Genomic DNA, 14,867 nt, shown 5'->3' with positions numbered 1-14,867 from the left:
GAAGCCCGGAATGTCGGGGGACGGCTTCGCGGGGGGTGCCAGGCTGTGGCTTGAGGGACTGGGCGGACTGCGCAACGCCGTCCGCCAGGAACTCGTGGGCCGACAGGTCGACGAACAGATCGCGCAGCGCTTCCCGGTCGGGCAGCGGCTGCGCGTCCTCGACGTCGGCATGGGCCAGGGCACCCAGGCGCTGCGTCTCGCCCGCGCCGGGCACAAGGTCACCGGGTTGGAGCAGGACCCCGCCATGCTCGCCGTCGCCCAGGAGGCGCTGGAGGCCGAGCCCGCCGGGATCCGCGACCGGGTCCGCCTCATGGAGGGCGACGGCCGGGAGACCGGTGCGCACTTCCTGCCGGGCAGCTTCGACGTGGTGCTCTGCCACGGCGTGCTGATGTACGTGCCCGAGCCCGACGCGATGCTCGCCGGGCTGGCCCGGATGCTCGCGCCCGGCGGACTGCTGTCACTCCTCGTGCGCAACGGCGACGCCCTCGCGATGCGGCCCGGACTGGACGCCGACTGGTCGGGCGCGCTGGCCGCCTTCGACACCGTCGACTACACGAACCGGCTGGGCCTGGAGGTACGGGCCGACCGGCTGGCCGGGCTCACGGCCACGCTGTCCGGGATCGGCGCACCACTCCAGGCCTGGTACGGCGTGCGCGTCTTCACCGACGGGACCGAAGCCGGCGAGACGCTGCCCCCCGACGAGGAGCTGGAGCTACTGCTGGCCGCCGAGGACCGCGCCGGACGGACCGACCCGTACCGAGCGGTCGCGGCCCTGCTGCACCTCTGCGGCGTACGCGGCTAGTGCTGTGACCGCCCGGGCGGTCACAGCCCCACCGGGCCGGTACCGGGGCCGCGTCCCGACCCTGTGGGGGCGGGACGCGGCCGGACCGGTTCGACCCCGGCCGGGTGTCAGGCGTCCAACGCCTCGCGCAGGCTCATCGCGTACAGCTCGGTGCCGTTGTCGTCGGACAGCTTCACCTTCTCGGTGCCGCCCTCCAGCAGCTCCTTCCAGTACTCACCGATCCAGGACTCCGCGTCCCCCTGCGTGGTGAACTCATCCGGTACCACCGACGGGCTCGTCTCGGTGCCGTCGGCCGTCTCGAACCGCCACGTCCACGCCATGTCCGCCTCCGTTGCTCGTCCGCTGCTCGCACGCTTCTCACCCTGAGTCTGCCCGCAGAGTAGCCGGGCGCGCACCACTCTCGGCGACGCGGGAGGATCTTCCTGTGGAACTCACTCTGCTCGGCACCGGTACACCCGAAGGACTGCCCCGCCCCGGCTGTCCCTGCGCGGCCTGCGCCGTCTCCGTCGGCCCCCGGTCGCGCGCCGCGACGTCCCTCCTCGTCGACGGGGCACTGCTGCTCGACCTGACCCCGGGGGCGGTGCTCGCCGGCGCCCGCGCGGGGCATTCCCTCGCCGGCGTACGACAGGTCCTGCTCACCCATCCGCACGACGGCCCGCCGGTCGAGCTGCCCCCGGGGCTGCCGGCCGCCGGGCGGGTGCCGGACGGACAGGAACTCGCGGTGATCAGCGGACACCGGGTGCGCGCGGTCCCGATGGACGCCCCGGGCACCGGGTACGAGGTGACCGGCCCGGACGGGAGCCGGCTGCTGTACCTCCCGCCGGGCGGTGCGCCGGCCGGTTGGGGGTCCCCCGGGGCGGGAGCCTCCCCCTCACCGGCCGGGTTCGCAGGGGTCGGTGTCGGGCAGCGCCCGTACGACACGGTCGTCGCGGACGTGCTGGGCAGGCCGGAGGCGCTGGCCCGGCTGCGGGCGAGCGGGGCCGCCGGGCCGACCACCGATGTGATCGCGGTGCACCTGGACCACGACATCCCGCCGGGGCGGGAGCTGGAGCGCCGGTGCGCTGCGGCCGGTGCACGGACGGTGCCGGACGGGACGACGGTGACGGTGGGCGATTACCACGCGGTGCCGGACCTGCCGCGGCGGACCCTGGTGCTGGGCGGGGCCCGCTCCGGGAAGTCCTTCGAAGCGGAACGACGACTGGCGGGCTTCCCGGAGGTGGTCTACGTGGCCACCGGCGGCTCCCGCGACGGCGACGCGGAGTGGGCGGCGCGGGTCGGCCTGCACCGGGAGCGGCGGCCGGCGGGCTGGCGGACGGCGGAGACCTGCGAGCTGGCGCCGCTGCTGGTGGAGGGAGGGCCGCCGCTCCTGATCGACTGCCTCGCGCTGTGGCTGACGGACGCGATGGACCGGGCCGGCGCATGGGACGACGCCGTCTGGGCGGGGCGCGGCCGCAAGGAGCTCGCGGAACGGGTGGCGGAGCTCGTGGCGGCCGTGCGGGCGACCCGCCGCACGGTGGTGGCCGTCAGCAACGAAGTGGGCTCGGGGATCGTCCCGGCCACCCCTTCCGGCCGGCGCTTCCGCGACGAACTCGGGCGCCTGAACCATGCGGTGGCCGCCGAGTGCGAGCACGTCCTGCTGGTCGTCGCCGGGCAGGCGGTGGTCCTCAAGGACTGATCCGGTCCCCGGCCGTCGAGGAGGTCGGACGGGGCTTGGGGAAGGCCTTACCCGCTGTACGCTCTGGCAAATGACCACGCTTAATCTCGACGACTTCTCCGATCTGATCGAGCGCCCCGACGGGGGCGTCCGGCGTGACGCCGAGGAACGCCGTGAGCGGCTGGCCGTGCCGGCCGGGGCGCTGGGACGGCTCGACGAGCTCGCCGAGTGGCTCGCCGCCGCGCAGGGGCAGGTGCCCGTCAGGCCGATCGAACGGCCCCGCGTCGTGCTGTTCGCCGCCGACCACGGGATCGCCGCCGCGGGGGTGTCCGCCCGCCCCGTCGGCGGCGCGCACGCTATCGTGCGCTCCGTACTCGACGGGAACAGCCCCGTCTCGATCCTCGCCGGACGGCTCGGCGCCACCGTGCGGATCGTGGACGCCGGTCTGGACTGCGACCCGGAGCTGCTTCCCGCGGATGTGGTCGAGCACCGTGTACGCCGGGGCAGCGGGCGGATCGACGTCGAGAACGCGCTCACCCTCGAAGAGGCCGACGCGGCCCTGCGGCTCGGGATGCGGATCGCCGACGAGGAAGCCGACTCCGGCACCGACCTCGTCGTCCTCGGGGACCTGAGCGTCGGCGGGACCACGGTCGCGGCCACCCTCGTCGCCGCCCTGTGCGGCACCGACGCCTCCGTGGTCACCGGGCGCGGTGGACTGCCCATCGACGACCTGACCTGGATGCGCAAGTGCGCCGCGATCCGTGACGCGCTGCGCCGGGCCCGCCCGGTCCTCGGTGACCAGGTGGCCCTCCTCGCGGCGGTCGGCGGCGCCGACGTGGCCGCGATCACCGGCTTCCTGCTCCAGTGCGCGGTCCGCCGTACGCCGGTCATCCTCGACGGCATCGTCTCGGCGGCCTGCGGACTGGTGGCCCAGCGGGCCGCGTTCCGGGCTCCCGACTGGTGGCTGGCCGGGCAGGCCAGCGGCGAACCGGGCCAGGCCAAGGCCCTGGACCGGATGGCGCTCAACCCCGTGCTCGACCACGGCGTCACTGTGGGAGAAGGAACCGGGGCGTTGCTGGCTCTGCCCCTGGTCCAGGCGGCCGCCGCACTCGCGGCGGACCTCCCGGAGCTGGCGGTGCAGGAGCCGAAGGGCTGAGCCGCCGGGCGCGCGGCCCCGCCCCGGGCCACCGCCCGGGACCAGGCCACCCATGGACGGCGGAGCCCCATATCATCGCGTTTCATGGGAGAGGCCCGCTTGACCAGCGCAGACATTGACCCGACCGCCGCACAGGCCGTACGGACCGCCAACACGGCACAGGCATCGAGCAAGGACACGAACAGCAGGAAGGACGGCAGGAAAGACGACAAGAAGGAGGAAGGGGGCGGTCGGGAGACCGGCCGTGGATCCGCCCGCTCACGGCGCAGCGCCGGCTTCGCGGTCTGGTACCTGCGCGCCGTCACCTTCGTCAACTTGCTCAGCGCGGTGTGGCTTTCGCTCGGGCAGGACCTGCGCCGGCACAACACCGCGGACTTCTACACCCCGTACCTGCTCACCGCGGGCTTCGCGTCCGGCCTGTTCTCGATGCTGCTCGCGGTCACCATGGGCCGCCGCAAGCGGGCCGCGTGGATCTTGAACCTGGTCCTCGGCGGCATGCTGCTGCTGGCCTTCGCGGTCGCGGCCTTCGCCCCGTGCACCAGCGGTGAGTTCAACCTCTGCTACCCCGAGTTCCGGGACCACGCCCAGAACTGGATCTCCCTCGCCCTGACCGCGGCCTTCGTCGGCGCCCTCGTCCTGGGCCGCAAGGAGTTCTACGCCAAGGGCGACCGTTCCAACCCCAAGCTGGCCACCGCCGTCGGCGCCGTCGGCCTGCTGCTCACCTCACTGCTCGCCGCGCTGATCGTCGGTGCCTCCAACACCGACCCGGACGCCGCCGACGCCACGTTCCTGGCCCGCTGGCGGTACGGCGTGATGCGGCTGATCACCCTGGAGCCGAACGCCCGCGACTACGCGGCGATCACCACGCCCGGCTGGGTGGACATCGTCATCAACGTCATGTCGACGCTGCTGCTGATCGCCGTACTGCTCGCCGCGTTCCGCTCGCGCCGGGCCGTCGACCCGCTCACCGAGGAGGACGAGGAGAAGCTGCGCGCGCTGCTCGCCAAGCAGGGCGACCGCGACTCGCTCGGCTACTTCGCGCTGCGCCGCGAGAAGTCCGTCATCTGGTCCCCCACTGGCAAGGCCGCCGTCACCTACCGCGTCGTCGGCGGGGTCTCGCTGGCCTCCGGCGACCCGATCGGCGACCCCGAGGCCTGGCCCGGCGCCATCGACCCGTGGCTGGCCGAGGCCCGCGAGCACGGCTGGGTGCCCGCCGTGATGGGCGCGAGCGAGGAGGCCGGCCAGATCTACGCGCGGCACGGCCTGGACGCGCTGGAGCTGGGCGACGAGGCGATCGTCGAGACCGCCGACTTCACTCTGGAGGGCCGTGCCATGCGGACCGTCCGGCAGGCGTTCAACCGCGTCAAGCGGGCCGGCTACACCGTCCGCATCCGCCGCCACGCCGACATTCCGTCCGAGGAGATGGACGAACTGGTGCGCCGCGCCGACGACTGGCGCGACGGCGCCACCGAGCGCGGCTTCTCCATGGCGCTGGGCCGCCTGGGCGACCCCGGCGACGGCCAGTGCGTGATGCTGGAGTGCACCGACGGCAACGGTGACCTGCGCGCCCTGCTGTCCTTCGTCCCGTGGGGCCCCAAGGGCCTGTCGCTGGATCTGATGCGCCGTGACCGCGACTCCGAGAACGGTCTGATGGAGTTCATGGTCATCGAACTCCTGGAACGCTCCAAGGAGATCGGCGTCACACAGGTTTCGCTCAACTTCGCGATGTTCCGTTCCGTCTTCGAGCGGGGGTCCAAGCTCGGCGCGGGTCCGGTGCTGCGCATGTGGCGCTCGCTGCTGAGCTTCTTCTCCCGCTGGTGGCAGATCGAGTCCCTCTACCGGGCCAACGCCAAATACCGGCCAATCTGGGAACCGCGGTTCATGCTCTTCGAGAAGAGCTCCGACCTCCTGCGGATCGGTATCGCGGCGGGTCGGGCCGAGGGCTTCCTGGAGGCTCCCGGGCTGCCGAAGTGGCTGAACCGCAGACATCTGGAGACCAATCGTTGACGGTGTGGACGACCACCCCGCTCCGGCGGTTCGCCCGCCGCGAGTGGGGGCCCCTGTTCTGGACCGTCCGGGACGCCCTCGTACGCGACAAGTGGCGGGCGGCCCCGATGACCGTGGGGGCCGTCTGCCTGACCTCGGTCTTCCAGATCGTGCAGAACACGTCCTGGGGGTTCCAGCCGGTCCAGAACCTCGGGTCGGTCAAGGCCGTCGACCCGCTGTGGCTGGCCCTGCTGCGCACCCCGTTGTCCCTGTTCGTCCCCGCCCTCGACCTGCCGGTGTGGGGAGCCCTCGCCCAAATCCTGCTGGTGTTCGGGATCTCGGAGATCTGCATCGGCTGGTGGCGCACGCTGGTGATCGGTTACGTCGCCACCCTCGCCGGGACGACGTACGCGCGGATCGGGCTCTCGATGGGCCCCGACCATCCCTTCGGCCTGCCGCTGTCCGACCGCATCGTCAACGACACCGGCCCGTCGGCCGCGGTGGTCGGCCTCGCGATCTACGTGTGCTGGCGCTACCGGGCGTACCTGACCGGCGCCGCCGTCATCGCGGTGATGATCGGCGAGGTGCTGGTCAAGGACAACCTGGCGGGCAAGGAGCACCTCGCGGCCATCGCCGCCGTCATGGCGGTGTGCGTGGTCCGCGCCAAGTGGGGCCCAGAACGCTCCCGCAGTCCCCTGGGCCAGCGCCCGCCGCCAGCACCCGCCGCCTGCTCCCGACCCCACTAGACCACTAGACCCAGTGGCGCCCGCGGACCCCACGGACCCCTGGGCCCTTGCGTCGGAGCCGGACGGCAGGACCGCACCCTCGGGGCAGGCCGTACCGTATCGGGGTGACGACAGACCTGGGGCCGTTCGCCCCCACCCGGCACTGGATGCGGGCCCATCCACTCGCCACCGATGCCGTCCTCGCGCTCGGGGCGCTCGTCTCCATGGTCGTCGGCTCCTTCGCCGATCCGCACGGCCCGCACGGGCCCACCTTCGAAACCCAGCCCCCCGAACCGTTCTCCCTGCTGCTGATACTGCTGGGCGCGATCGCCCTGGTGTTCCGGCGCCGGCACACCCGCGCGGTGCTCGCCGTGACCATCGGGCTCTCCCTGCTGGAGCTGACCACCGGCGAGCCCCGGGCCCCCGTCGCCATGTCCGCGGTGATCGCCCTGTACACACTGGCCTCCCGCACCGACCGGCCCACCACGTGGCGGATCGGCCTGCTCACGATGGCGGGACTGACGGGCGTGGCCATGCTGGCCGGTCCGCTGCCCTGGTACGCGCAGGAGAACATCGGCCTCTTCGCGTGGACCGGAATGGCCGCCGCCGCCGGCGACGCGGTGCGCAGCCGGCGGGCGTTCGTCGATGCCATACGGGAGCGGGCCGAGCGGGCCGAACGCACCCGCGAGGAGGAGGCCCGGCGGCGGGTCGCCGAAGAGCGGCTGCGCATCGCCCGGGACCTGCACGACGTGGTCGCCCATCACATCGCCCTGGTCAACGTGCAGGCGGGGGTGGCCGCGCACGTCATGGACAAGCGCCCGGACCAGGCCAAGGAGGCCCTGTCCCACGTCCGGGACGCGAGCCGCTCGGCGCTGAACGAGCTGCGGGCCACCGTCGGGCTGCTGCGGCAGTCCGGTGACCCGGAAGCGCCGACCGAACCGGCCCCGGGGCTGGCCGTACTGGACGAGCTGGTGGGCACTTTCCGGCATGCCGGGCTGCCGGTGAAGGTGATGGTGGAACTGGGCCGGGAACGGGACCCGCTGCCGGCCGCAGTGGACCTCGCGGCGTACCGGGTGATCCAGGAGGCGCTGACCAACGTGCGCAAGCACGCGGGCCCGGAGGTCCGGGCCGAGGTCAGCGTGGTCCGGGTCGGTGCCTCGGTGGAGGTGACCGTGTTGGACGACGGGGGCGCCGGTGCGGACCCCGCGCCCGCCGACCCGCCGCCCGCGGACGACGGCGCGGGCGGCGGCCACGGACTGCTCGGCATGCGCGAACGGGCCACCGCCCTGGGCGGATCCTGCTTCGCCGGCCCCCGCTTCGGGGGCGGCTACCGGGTCCACGCCGTCCTGCCCGTGGTCTAGGACACCGAACCCGGCCACAGCCCTAGGGCGTGCCGGTGCTGGGGCAGACCTGCCGCCAGGCGTCCAGTTCGTACTTCTTCTGCAGGGAGCTGAACTTCAGTTCCTGCGAGCGCGCGCACCACTGTCCGATCGGGGTCTCGTACTCCACGTGGAAGACGGCCTTGCCCGCAGCGATGAACGGGGTGAGGCTCTCGCACTCGTCGTACTGGGCGCACTGCTCGTTGACGGCGAAGTCGAAGTCCCCCAGCAACTGCGCGATCTGGTCGAGGTCGTTCTTGAGCCCGACCGCCAGGCCCCGGTCGTGCGCCAGCTTCGCGATCAGCCGGTTGTACGCCAGCTGGTCGTCGGCGGTGAGCGGGAAGCCCGTCGTGTTGGCGTAGCCGTCCATGTTGTCCGGCTCGATCGCGTCGAAGCCCTTGTCGCGGCACATATCGAACCGCTTCGCGATCAGCGGTTCCAGTGCGGACCGCTGCCGGATGTCCAGCCAGCGCTCGCCCTCCCAGCCGTTGCCCTGGCCGAGCAGCGTCTTCGGGAAGGCCCCGGCGTCGGGCCGGAAGTCCTCCCAGGCGCCGGTGGAGACGTAGCAGACGGTGCGCCGGCCGGCCTTCTTCAGCAGGGCGACCTGCTCCTTGGTGGTGGTGAACCCGTCGACGTCGAACACCGCTGCCTTCACCGAGGTGTCGAGCTTTCCGGTGAGCTGCCACTGCCAGCTGACGCCGGGCTTCGGCTGCCAGCGTTGCCCCGGTGCCGGGGCGGGCTCGGGGGCCGGTTCCTCGTCGTGCGGTGCGGTGGTGCAGGCCGCGAGGAGCAGCAGCGGTACGAGGAGCAGGGGTAGGAAACGCTTCGTCATCCGGCGGACTCCAGGGCGTACGGAAGGGTCCCCCACGGGTGCGCGCCGGTCCCGGGGACGGCGCAGTGCACCGCGGCCCCCCGCTGGCGGGCGAGCTCGGCGGCGGGCGCGCCCGGTGGGACGGCGTACACGAGGTGGCAGAACCGCTGGGCGGGATGGTCGGCCGTCCAGGGCGGCACGGCCGCGTCCCGGTAAGCGTCCCAGGGTCCTTCGAAGGTGACCAGCAGGTCGGCGAGTTCGACGTAGCCGGGGTGCGGATGGACCCCGTGGTTGAGGACGACGGTACGGGCGCCGGCGGCCCGGGCGGCGACCGCGAGCCGCCCGTAGTGGGCCAGCATCGCCGGGTCGGCGCAGGCCTGGTCGAGGAAGGCCCCGTCGGCGCCGTACCAGTCGCGGTGGCGCAGCAGGTCCTGCACCACGGCGGCGTGCGGGCGCCGCCCGTAGTCGGTGTCGGTGTACCCCAGCACGGGCACCCCGGCGTCGCGCAGCCGCTCCGCGACGGCGGCGAACCGTGCGTCGGGGGCCTCCCCCGGCCCGCTGGCCGGGTTGAGGACCACCGAGTGCAGCCGGCCGGCGGAGCGGATCAGCAGCTCCCAGTCCTCGGGCCGGTCGGCGGGGTGCTCGTAGAGGGGCACCAGCAGCATGAGGTCCTTCTTCTCGTACGGGGTCACGTGGTTCACCGGGTCAGCGGTGGGCCGTCGCACGGCCGAGGAGCAGGCAGACGAGCGCGCCCAGCGCGGTGGCGGCCGTGCCCGCCACGAGCAGCTGTACCATCCGCGGCTGCCCCAGCTCCAGCAGCAGCGCGAGGCTCTGGGCGACGGCCGCCGAGGCGCAGACCACGGCCGCCGGCCGGACCGCCCCGAAGGACTGGAGCAGCAGCCCGGTCCACATGACGGCCCCGAGTAGCAGCAGGGTCGCCACCCTGACCCCGGTCAGGCCCGGGGCTCCGGGCCACAGCAGGGTGCCGACCAGCCCGAGGGCCAGCAGCACCACCAGGTACGCGGCGAGGCAGCGGGCCAGCGTGCTGAGCATCCGCAGCCAGAACTGTCGGGGCGAGCGGGCCGCCCGCAGACCGGCGAGGCTCCCGCTGCGGAACCGGTGGAGCAGCCATTCGGCGGGGCCCATGCTGAGGGTGAGCGCCACCGCGGACGGGGCGGCGACGGCCTCGGCGGGGCCCCCGGCGAGCACCTCCCCCAGGGCGGCGTACAGCACGAGCAGGCCGGTGCCGAGACCGAACACCCCGTACGGCACGGAGTCCCCGAGCCGGGGTCCGCGGGGCCCGTACTCCTCCTCGGCGCCGCGCAGCATCCGCCAGCGCACCGCGCCCTCGCCGGGCCTGTGCTGCACCCAGCCCCGGATGCGGCGCACGCCGGCCCGTAGCCCCTCGGCCAGCGGCAGCTCCCGTACCGCGAGCGTGCAGGCGGCCAGCAGGGACACCACCAGCAGGCCCACGCGCACCGGCACGGGCAGGTCGGTGAGCAGGGCGAGCAGCGCCCCCGCCGCCATCGGTGCGAGCGCGGCGAACAGGACGCGTTCCCGGCCGAGGACCAGCAGTACGGTGGCGGCCCCGACGTACAGGGCCTGCCCTGCGGCGAAGGCGTACGAGAACGGCGGACCGCCGGGCACGGTCAGCGCGGCGGCGATGCCGAGCAGGGCACCGGCGGGGGCTCCGACGAGCAGGGTCCGCCCGGCGGCGGCCCGGTCTCCCATGCCCAGCCAGGAGTAGGCGCGGTGGGACAGGGTCTGGTCCCACACCCAGCCGATGAGCGCCCCGGCGAGCAGGGTCAGCGTCCCGGCGGGCAGCCCCAGCCGGTCCTGGGGGCCCTCCAGCAGCGGAGCTCCGAGCACGTACGCGAGACCGGGCAGCGCGAAGATCACCCCGCGCAGCAGGCAGGCGGTGAGGGAGACCCTCCAGGGGTCGGGGGCGCGTTCGGGTTCCGGGAAGGAGCGGGGCACCCGGGCGTAGAGCTCCTCGGCCAGGCCGAAGGAGTCGTGGCGGCCGTAGGTGAGCCGGATGTGTTCGTCGGTCATCCCGTCGGATTCGAGGATGGCGGCGATCTCGTCGGGGTGGACGGCCGCCGCGATGAACCCGTCGAGGCGTTCGGCGAGTTCGTCCATCGGGTCGGCGGCGGGGTCGGGCTCCCCCGGCTCGTTGCGGCGGGGCCGGGGGACGGCGGGCAGCGTGTCGCCGCCGGGGACGCGCAGCCAGAGGGATCCGCTCATCGGCTGCCTCCCGCGGGCTCTCCCTCGGTCACCGCCCGGGGTGCCCCTGTCCGCAGCTGCCCCCAGCGGGCCAGTTCGTGGGACCAGGGGTCCGCGAGCCGCTTGATCCAGTCGTCGCCCGTGCCGACGGGCAGGACGGGCTGGCCCGCGAGTTCCCGGTAGATGTGTCGGAAACCGTCCACCGACTGGTGGAGGGTGAACTTCTCGACCACCCGCTTGCGGGCGAGCCGGCCGAGTTCGGCGCGGCGTTCGCCGTCGCGGAGCAGGGCGAGGGTGGCGCGGGCCATGGTTTCCGGTTCGCGCGGCGGGACCACCAGCCCGGTGTCGCCGACGGCCTCGCGCACCCCGCCGACGTCGGTGGAGACGGTGGTGCGTCCGCAGGACATGGCCTCGATGATGCTGAAGGGGAAGCCCTCGCTGATGCTGGAGAGCATCACGATGCTGCCCGCCGCGTAGGCCTTGGCGACCTCCGCGATGCGGCCCTCGTACGAGATCCCGTCGACCACCCCGAGTTCGGCGGCGAGTTTCTCCAGGCGGAGCTTGTACTCCTCGCAGCCGGCCGGAACCGGGCCGAACAGGCGCAGCCGCAGGGCGGGCAGTTCCGCGCGCATGAACGCGTAGGCGCGGACGAGGGTTTCGAGGTCCTTGATCGGGTCGATGCGCCCGCACCAGCTGAGGGTGGGCACTTCGGGTTCGGGTCCGGCGTCGGGGAAGGCGTACGGGTCGACGCCGTTGTAAACCGTGCGGATGCGGTCGGGGGCGGCGCCGCCGCGCTCCTCCCAGCGCCGGTTGTACTGGTTGCACGGGGTGATCAGGTCGGCCTGCCGGTAGCCCTCGGTGTTGAGCTCGCGGTAGAAGCCGAGCATGAGGGCCTTGACGGGCCAGCGCTGTTCGGCGGTGCGGTAGCCCAGGTAGCGCTCCCGCAGGTAGATGCCGTGCTCGGTGAGCAGGAAGGGCACTCGGTCGAGGTACTTGGCGGCGAGCGCCGGGAGGGTGGCGAGCCCGCTGCTGACGGCGTGCGCGACGCTGTCGGGCGGAATCCTCACGGCGAGCGGCCGCAGGGCGTGTTCGAGCAGGTCGGTGGCGGTGAGCGCGTCGTGGATGGTCGGGGCGGCAGCGGCGGTGACGAGGTCGGGGCGGGTCCAGACGGCCATCAGCAGGCGCAGGACCGATTCGGAGCGCAGGGCCGGGGCGAGGCGGCCGGCCCGGGCGAGTACGGCGAGTTCGTGCAGGGCTTCGGAGAATCCCCCGTGGCCGGGGGCGCCCCCCGCGGTAGCCGGGGGAGGAACCAGCAGGGAGAGCAGGAAGGTTTCGTAGGCTTCGGTGAACCGGCGGTGCGCCCTGCCCCGCAGGCCCGAGCGGCGGCTGCGGCCGGGCGGCGGCCCCCAGAGCGGGACGGCGGTGTGCCGGTAGACGTTGCGCGGCAGCTCCCAGGTGACCGGTTCACGGCCGGAGCCGGTCAGGGCTATGAGGTTGAAGTCGACCTCCGGCATTCCGCGTACCAGCTGGTCGCACCAGGTGCTGACTCCCCCGTGGACATGCGGATAGGTGCCTTCGGTGAGCATGGTGACATGACGCCCATGGCTCATGCGGTGTGTCCCCCAGGACGTTTTTTGTGAGGCTCGTTCGCCTCCGGGAGCGCTTCTGCCGGCTCCAGGCGGGCGTGCGCCCTCGGAAACCGTTCGTTCCTCACGGTTTCCTCCGGGCGCTCGCCCGCCTTCGCCGACGCACTCCCTTCGGCGCACTCGCGCAGGGCTGCGGCCGAGCGGGGGTCGGGGTCCGCTCGGCCTGAAGTAAAGGGCTCGTGCTCCGGGTCAGCTGGGCAGGTTGAGCGTGACCGCGCTCTGGAGCACGTCCGGCGCGGTCCACGCCGAACGGTTGCCGGCGTACGCGGTGCCGAAGTCGGCGGTGCCCAGCAGGAGCTGCTTCTTGGTGCCGTTGGGCGCGGTCACCGGGGCGACGACGCCGGAGGGCGCCTTGACGGTGACGGTGGTTCCGATGCGGTAGGCGGTCACCTTGCCGTCGGACAGGGCCTTGTCCCAGGCCGCCCGGCGGCTGAGCTCGATCCCGGTGTCCTTCATGCTCTCGTTCACGATCGGCGCGCTGGGCGCGTAGAGCGTGCGGTAGGTGTCGAGGACCTGGTTGAGCACCGGGTAGAGCGTGCGGTCCTCGGCCAGGTTGGACTGGTGGACGTAGTGCGGGCGGGGGTCGTTGGCCAGCACGTGGCGCAGGGCGGTCCGCGCCTCGGCCGGGACGATGTGGTCCAGGTAGCCGGTGTTGACGTCGAGCGGGGCCGGCAGGCAGGTGGAGGTCGCGGGGTTGTCCTCGCAGACCCCGCTGCCGCCGTCGGCACGACTGGTGTAGATCCAGTTGTACTCGTCGGCCATCTCCGCGTTGGTGCCCGTGTTGTAGTACACGTTCATCGGATGGCGGGGGACGGTCAGGGCGGCGCCGACCGCCCGCTGCGCGGGCTCGCGCGAGTTGTCGCTGCCGGCCCACTTGACCCCGTTGTCGGCGAGCGCGCCGGCCAGGTTGGGGTTGTCGGTGGTCTGCTGCGGCAGGGTCTTGAGGCCGGAGTGTTCGCCCGTGACGAGTTCGGTGCGGTCGGTGGTGATGCCCTTGGCCGCGGCCCAGTTGTTGTTGTCGCGGATCTGGGCGGAGATCTCGGCGCGGCTCATCCAGTTGATGGCGCCCACCGCGTTCTTCGTGCAGGTCCACGGGTTGGTGGTGGTGTCCTGGACGCAGCCGAGGAAGGGGTGCGTGTAGGTGTGGTTCATCCAGCGGTACTTGGCGCGGTCCGCGACGAGCTGTGCGGTCAGGGCGTCGGTGCCGCCGTTCTCCGCCTTCCATTCCTCGCCGGCGCCGGCATTGAAGAGCATGTCGAGCTTGAAGTTCTTGGAGGTCTGCCACTGCGCCGCGTACTGGGCGTCGGCGGCGCTCATCCGGATCGTGCTCTCCTGGCCCTCGCCGCCCGCACAGGCGTAGTCGCCGGGCGTGCAGTTGAGGTCCTTGCTCCAGCGGGCGTCCGGGGCGAAGACGTCGTCGACGTGGACCGCGAAGTAGCTGCGGCTCTGGCCGAGGTGGACCCCTTGGGTGAGCCAGTCGACGATGCCGCGGGCGAGCAGCCGGAACTGCTGCTGGTACTGGTTGTAGCCGAAGGTGACGACCAGTTCGCTGCGCCCGTCGTGCGCGTACTCGCCGACCAGCGAGGCCCGTCCGCCGTCGACGGGGGCGTCGAGGTAGCTGGTGTAGCCGGTCCGCGGCTTGCCCATGAACCCGTAGCTCTCCGGGACCAGGGCGGAGTTGTCCTCGAAGGCGACCTGGCCGCCGAGGTAGCCGAAGGGGCCCGCCTTGCCTGCGGCGGTGACGGCGGCCTGAACGCCGTCGAGCTGCCCGCTGTAGCCCCCGTTGTCGGTGTACTCCAGGCCCACCCCCGGATGGGCCCAGGTGTACGCGTCAACCTGGCGGACGTTGTAGGTCGTCTCGTACGCGGTGAGGGCGGCCATCTCGGCCGAGCCCTCGCCGAAGGGGTTCTCGTTCGGCAGCACGACGCCCTGGTACTTCGCGCGCGGCCGGCCGTCGACCGTATCGCTGAGGAACCCTGCGTCGATCACCGGGCGGCCCGAGCTGGCCAGCAGGACGCGCGTGTACGGCACTCCGGTGTCGCGGAGTTCGGCGGTGATCGCCTCGACCGAGCTGCCGCCGTCGTCGACGACGAGCACCTTCAGGTCGATGCGCGGCGTCACGACCGCCTGGGCGGTCGCCGCGGGCATTGCCACGGACATCAGCGCTGCCGCGGCCATCGCGGCGGCAGCCCTGTTCATCCGGTTCTTGTGGACCATTTCGGCCTTTCCCCCCGCAGGCATCACTCGACTACGGCCCTGTGGCGGTCAGCCGGGCCGAGGAGGCTCTGTGGAAATCATGCAAAGGGACCCCGCGTCCCCTTGCGAGAGTGGCTCGAGTCTCTCGGACCCCGTCAGGTCCCAAGGGCAAACCTGGAACACAGGCCACAGATGGGTGAACCTGTTGACGTCCTGATCGAACAACTTGCCAAACCTTCGAGTGACGTACGGACCAGTGCGTACGCGTAGGCTCGTTTCTGGTGGCCGT

At 72.7% G+C, this 14,867-nt stretch carries 12 protein-coding genes; 6 read left to right on the top strand and 6 right to left on the bottom strand.

Annotation, left to right across the window (positions count from 1 at the left end):
* Positions 1-10: 10 nt before the first annotated feature.
* The gene (locus ABZZ20_RS12150) at positions 11-802 is read left to right on the top strand and encodes a class I SAM-dependent methyltransferase (RefSeq protein WP_356869303.1); all 792 of its coding nucleotides are present in this window, start codon (positions 11-13) and stop codon (positions 800-802) included.
* A gap of 107 nt (positions 803-909) precedes the next feature.
* Here the strand turns inward: ABZZ20_RS12150 and ABZZ20_RS12145 are convergent, their stop codons facing one another.
* On the bottom strand, positions 910-1,122 hold the full coding sequence (locus tag ABZZ20_RS12145; RefSeq protein ID WP_356869302.1) for a hypothetical protein: 213 nt from the start codon (positions 1,120-1,122) through the stop codon (positions 910-912).
* Positions 1,123-1,226: 104 nt separating this feature from the next.
* Between ABZZ20_RS12145 and ABZZ20_RS12140 the strand changes: the two genes are divergently transcribed.
* The 5 genes from ABZZ20_RS12140 to ABZZ20_RS12120 all read left to right on the top strand — a co-directional run bounded on the left by ABZZ20_RS12140 (position 1,227) and on the right by ABZZ20_RS12120 (position 7,684).
* Positions 1,227-2,477 carry a bifunctional adenosylcobinamide kinase/adenosylcobinamide-phosphate guanylyltransferase gene (locus ABZZ20_RS12140; RefSeq protein ID WP_356869301.1) on the top strand — a complete coding sequence of 417 codons (1,251 nt, stop codon included), beginning with the start codon at positions 1,227-1,229 and terminating at the stop codon, positions 2,475-2,477.
* 70 nt (positions 2,478-2,547) lie between these two features.
* Positions 2,548-3,612, top strand: coding sequence for a nicotinate-nucleotide--dimethylbenzimidazole phosphoribosyltransferase (gene cobT, locus ABZZ20_RS12135; protein ID WP_356869300.1), 1,065 nt, complete (start codon positions 2,548-2,550; stop codon positions 3,610-3,612).
* 84 nt (positions 3,613-3,696) lie between these two features.
* Complete coding sequence (locus ABZZ20_RS12130; protein WP_356869299.1) at positions 3,697-5,619, top strand: phosphatidylglycerol lysyltransferase domain-containing protein; 1,923 nt, start codon at positions 3,697-3,699, stop codon at positions 5,617-5,619.
* Entirely contained in the window at positions 5,616-6,344 is a 729-nt protein-coding gene (locus ABZZ20_RS12125) for a hypothetical protein (RefSeq protein ID WP_356869298.1), read from the top strand. Before ABZZ20_RS12130 ends, ABZZ20_RS12125 begins: the two co-directional genes overlap by 4 nt.
* Positions 6,345-6,490: 146 nt before the next feature.
* Positions 6,491-7,684 (top strand): histidine kinase, encoded by a 1,194-nt coding sequence (locus ABZZ20_RS12120; protein ID WP_356869442.1) that lies wholly within the window; start codon positions 6,491-6,493, stop codon positions 7,682-7,684.
* A 22-nt stretch (positions 7,685-7,706) separates the two neighbouring features.
* On the opposite strand, the gene ABZZ20_RS12115 is transcribed toward ABZZ20_RS12120, so the two are convergent.
* The 5 genes from ABZZ20_RS12115 to ABZZ20_RS12095 form a co-directional block, all read right to left on the bottom strand.
* On the bottom strand, positions 7,707-8,534 hold the full coding sequence (locus ABZZ20_RS12115) for an endo alpha-1,4 polygalactosaminidase (RefSeq protein ID WP_356869297.1): 828 nt from the start codon (positions 8,532-8,534) through the stop codon (positions 7,707-7,709).
* Entirely contained in the window at positions 8,531-9,178 is a 648-nt protein-coding gene (locus ABZZ20_RS12110; protein ID WP_356869441.1) for a spherulation-specific family 4 protein, read from the bottom strand. Before ABZZ20_RS12110 ends, ABZZ20_RS12115 begins: the two co-directional genes overlap by 4 nt.
* A gap of 40 nt (positions 9,179-9,218) precedes the next feature.
* Positions 9,219-10,757: a hypothetical protein gene (locus ABZZ20_RS12105; RefSeq protein WP_356869296.1), complete on the bottom strand. Its 1,539-nt coding sequence runs from the start codon at positions 10,755-10,757 to the stop codon at positions 9,219-9,221.
* On the bottom strand, positions 10,754-12,346 hold the full coding sequence (gene pelF / locus ABZZ20_RS12100) for a GT4 family glycosyltransferase PelF (RefSeq protein WP_356869295.1): 1,593 nt from the start codon (positions 12,344-12,346) through the stop codon (positions 10,754-10,756). Before pelF ends, ABZZ20_RS12105 begins: the two co-directional genes overlap by 4 nt.
* Before the next feature lie 225 nt (positions 12,347-12,571).
* Positions 12,572-14,599 (bottom strand): hypothetical protein, encoded by a 2,028-nt coding sequence (locus tag ABZZ20_RS12095; protein WP_356869294.1) that lies wholly within the window; start codon positions 14,597-14,599, stop codon positions 12,572-12,574.
* Positions 14,600-14,867: the final 268 nt, after the last annotated feature.

Origin of the sequence: Streptomyces sp. NPDC006430 (genome assembly GCF_040612395.1) — a bacterium.
In the GTDB taxonomy this organism is placed as follows: Bacteria; Actinomycetota; Actinomycetes; order Streptomycetales; family Streptomycetaceae; genus Streptomyces.
The sequence above is the reverse complement of the archived record's forward strand: the minus strand, read 5'-3'. Positions and strand labels throughout refer to the sequence as shown.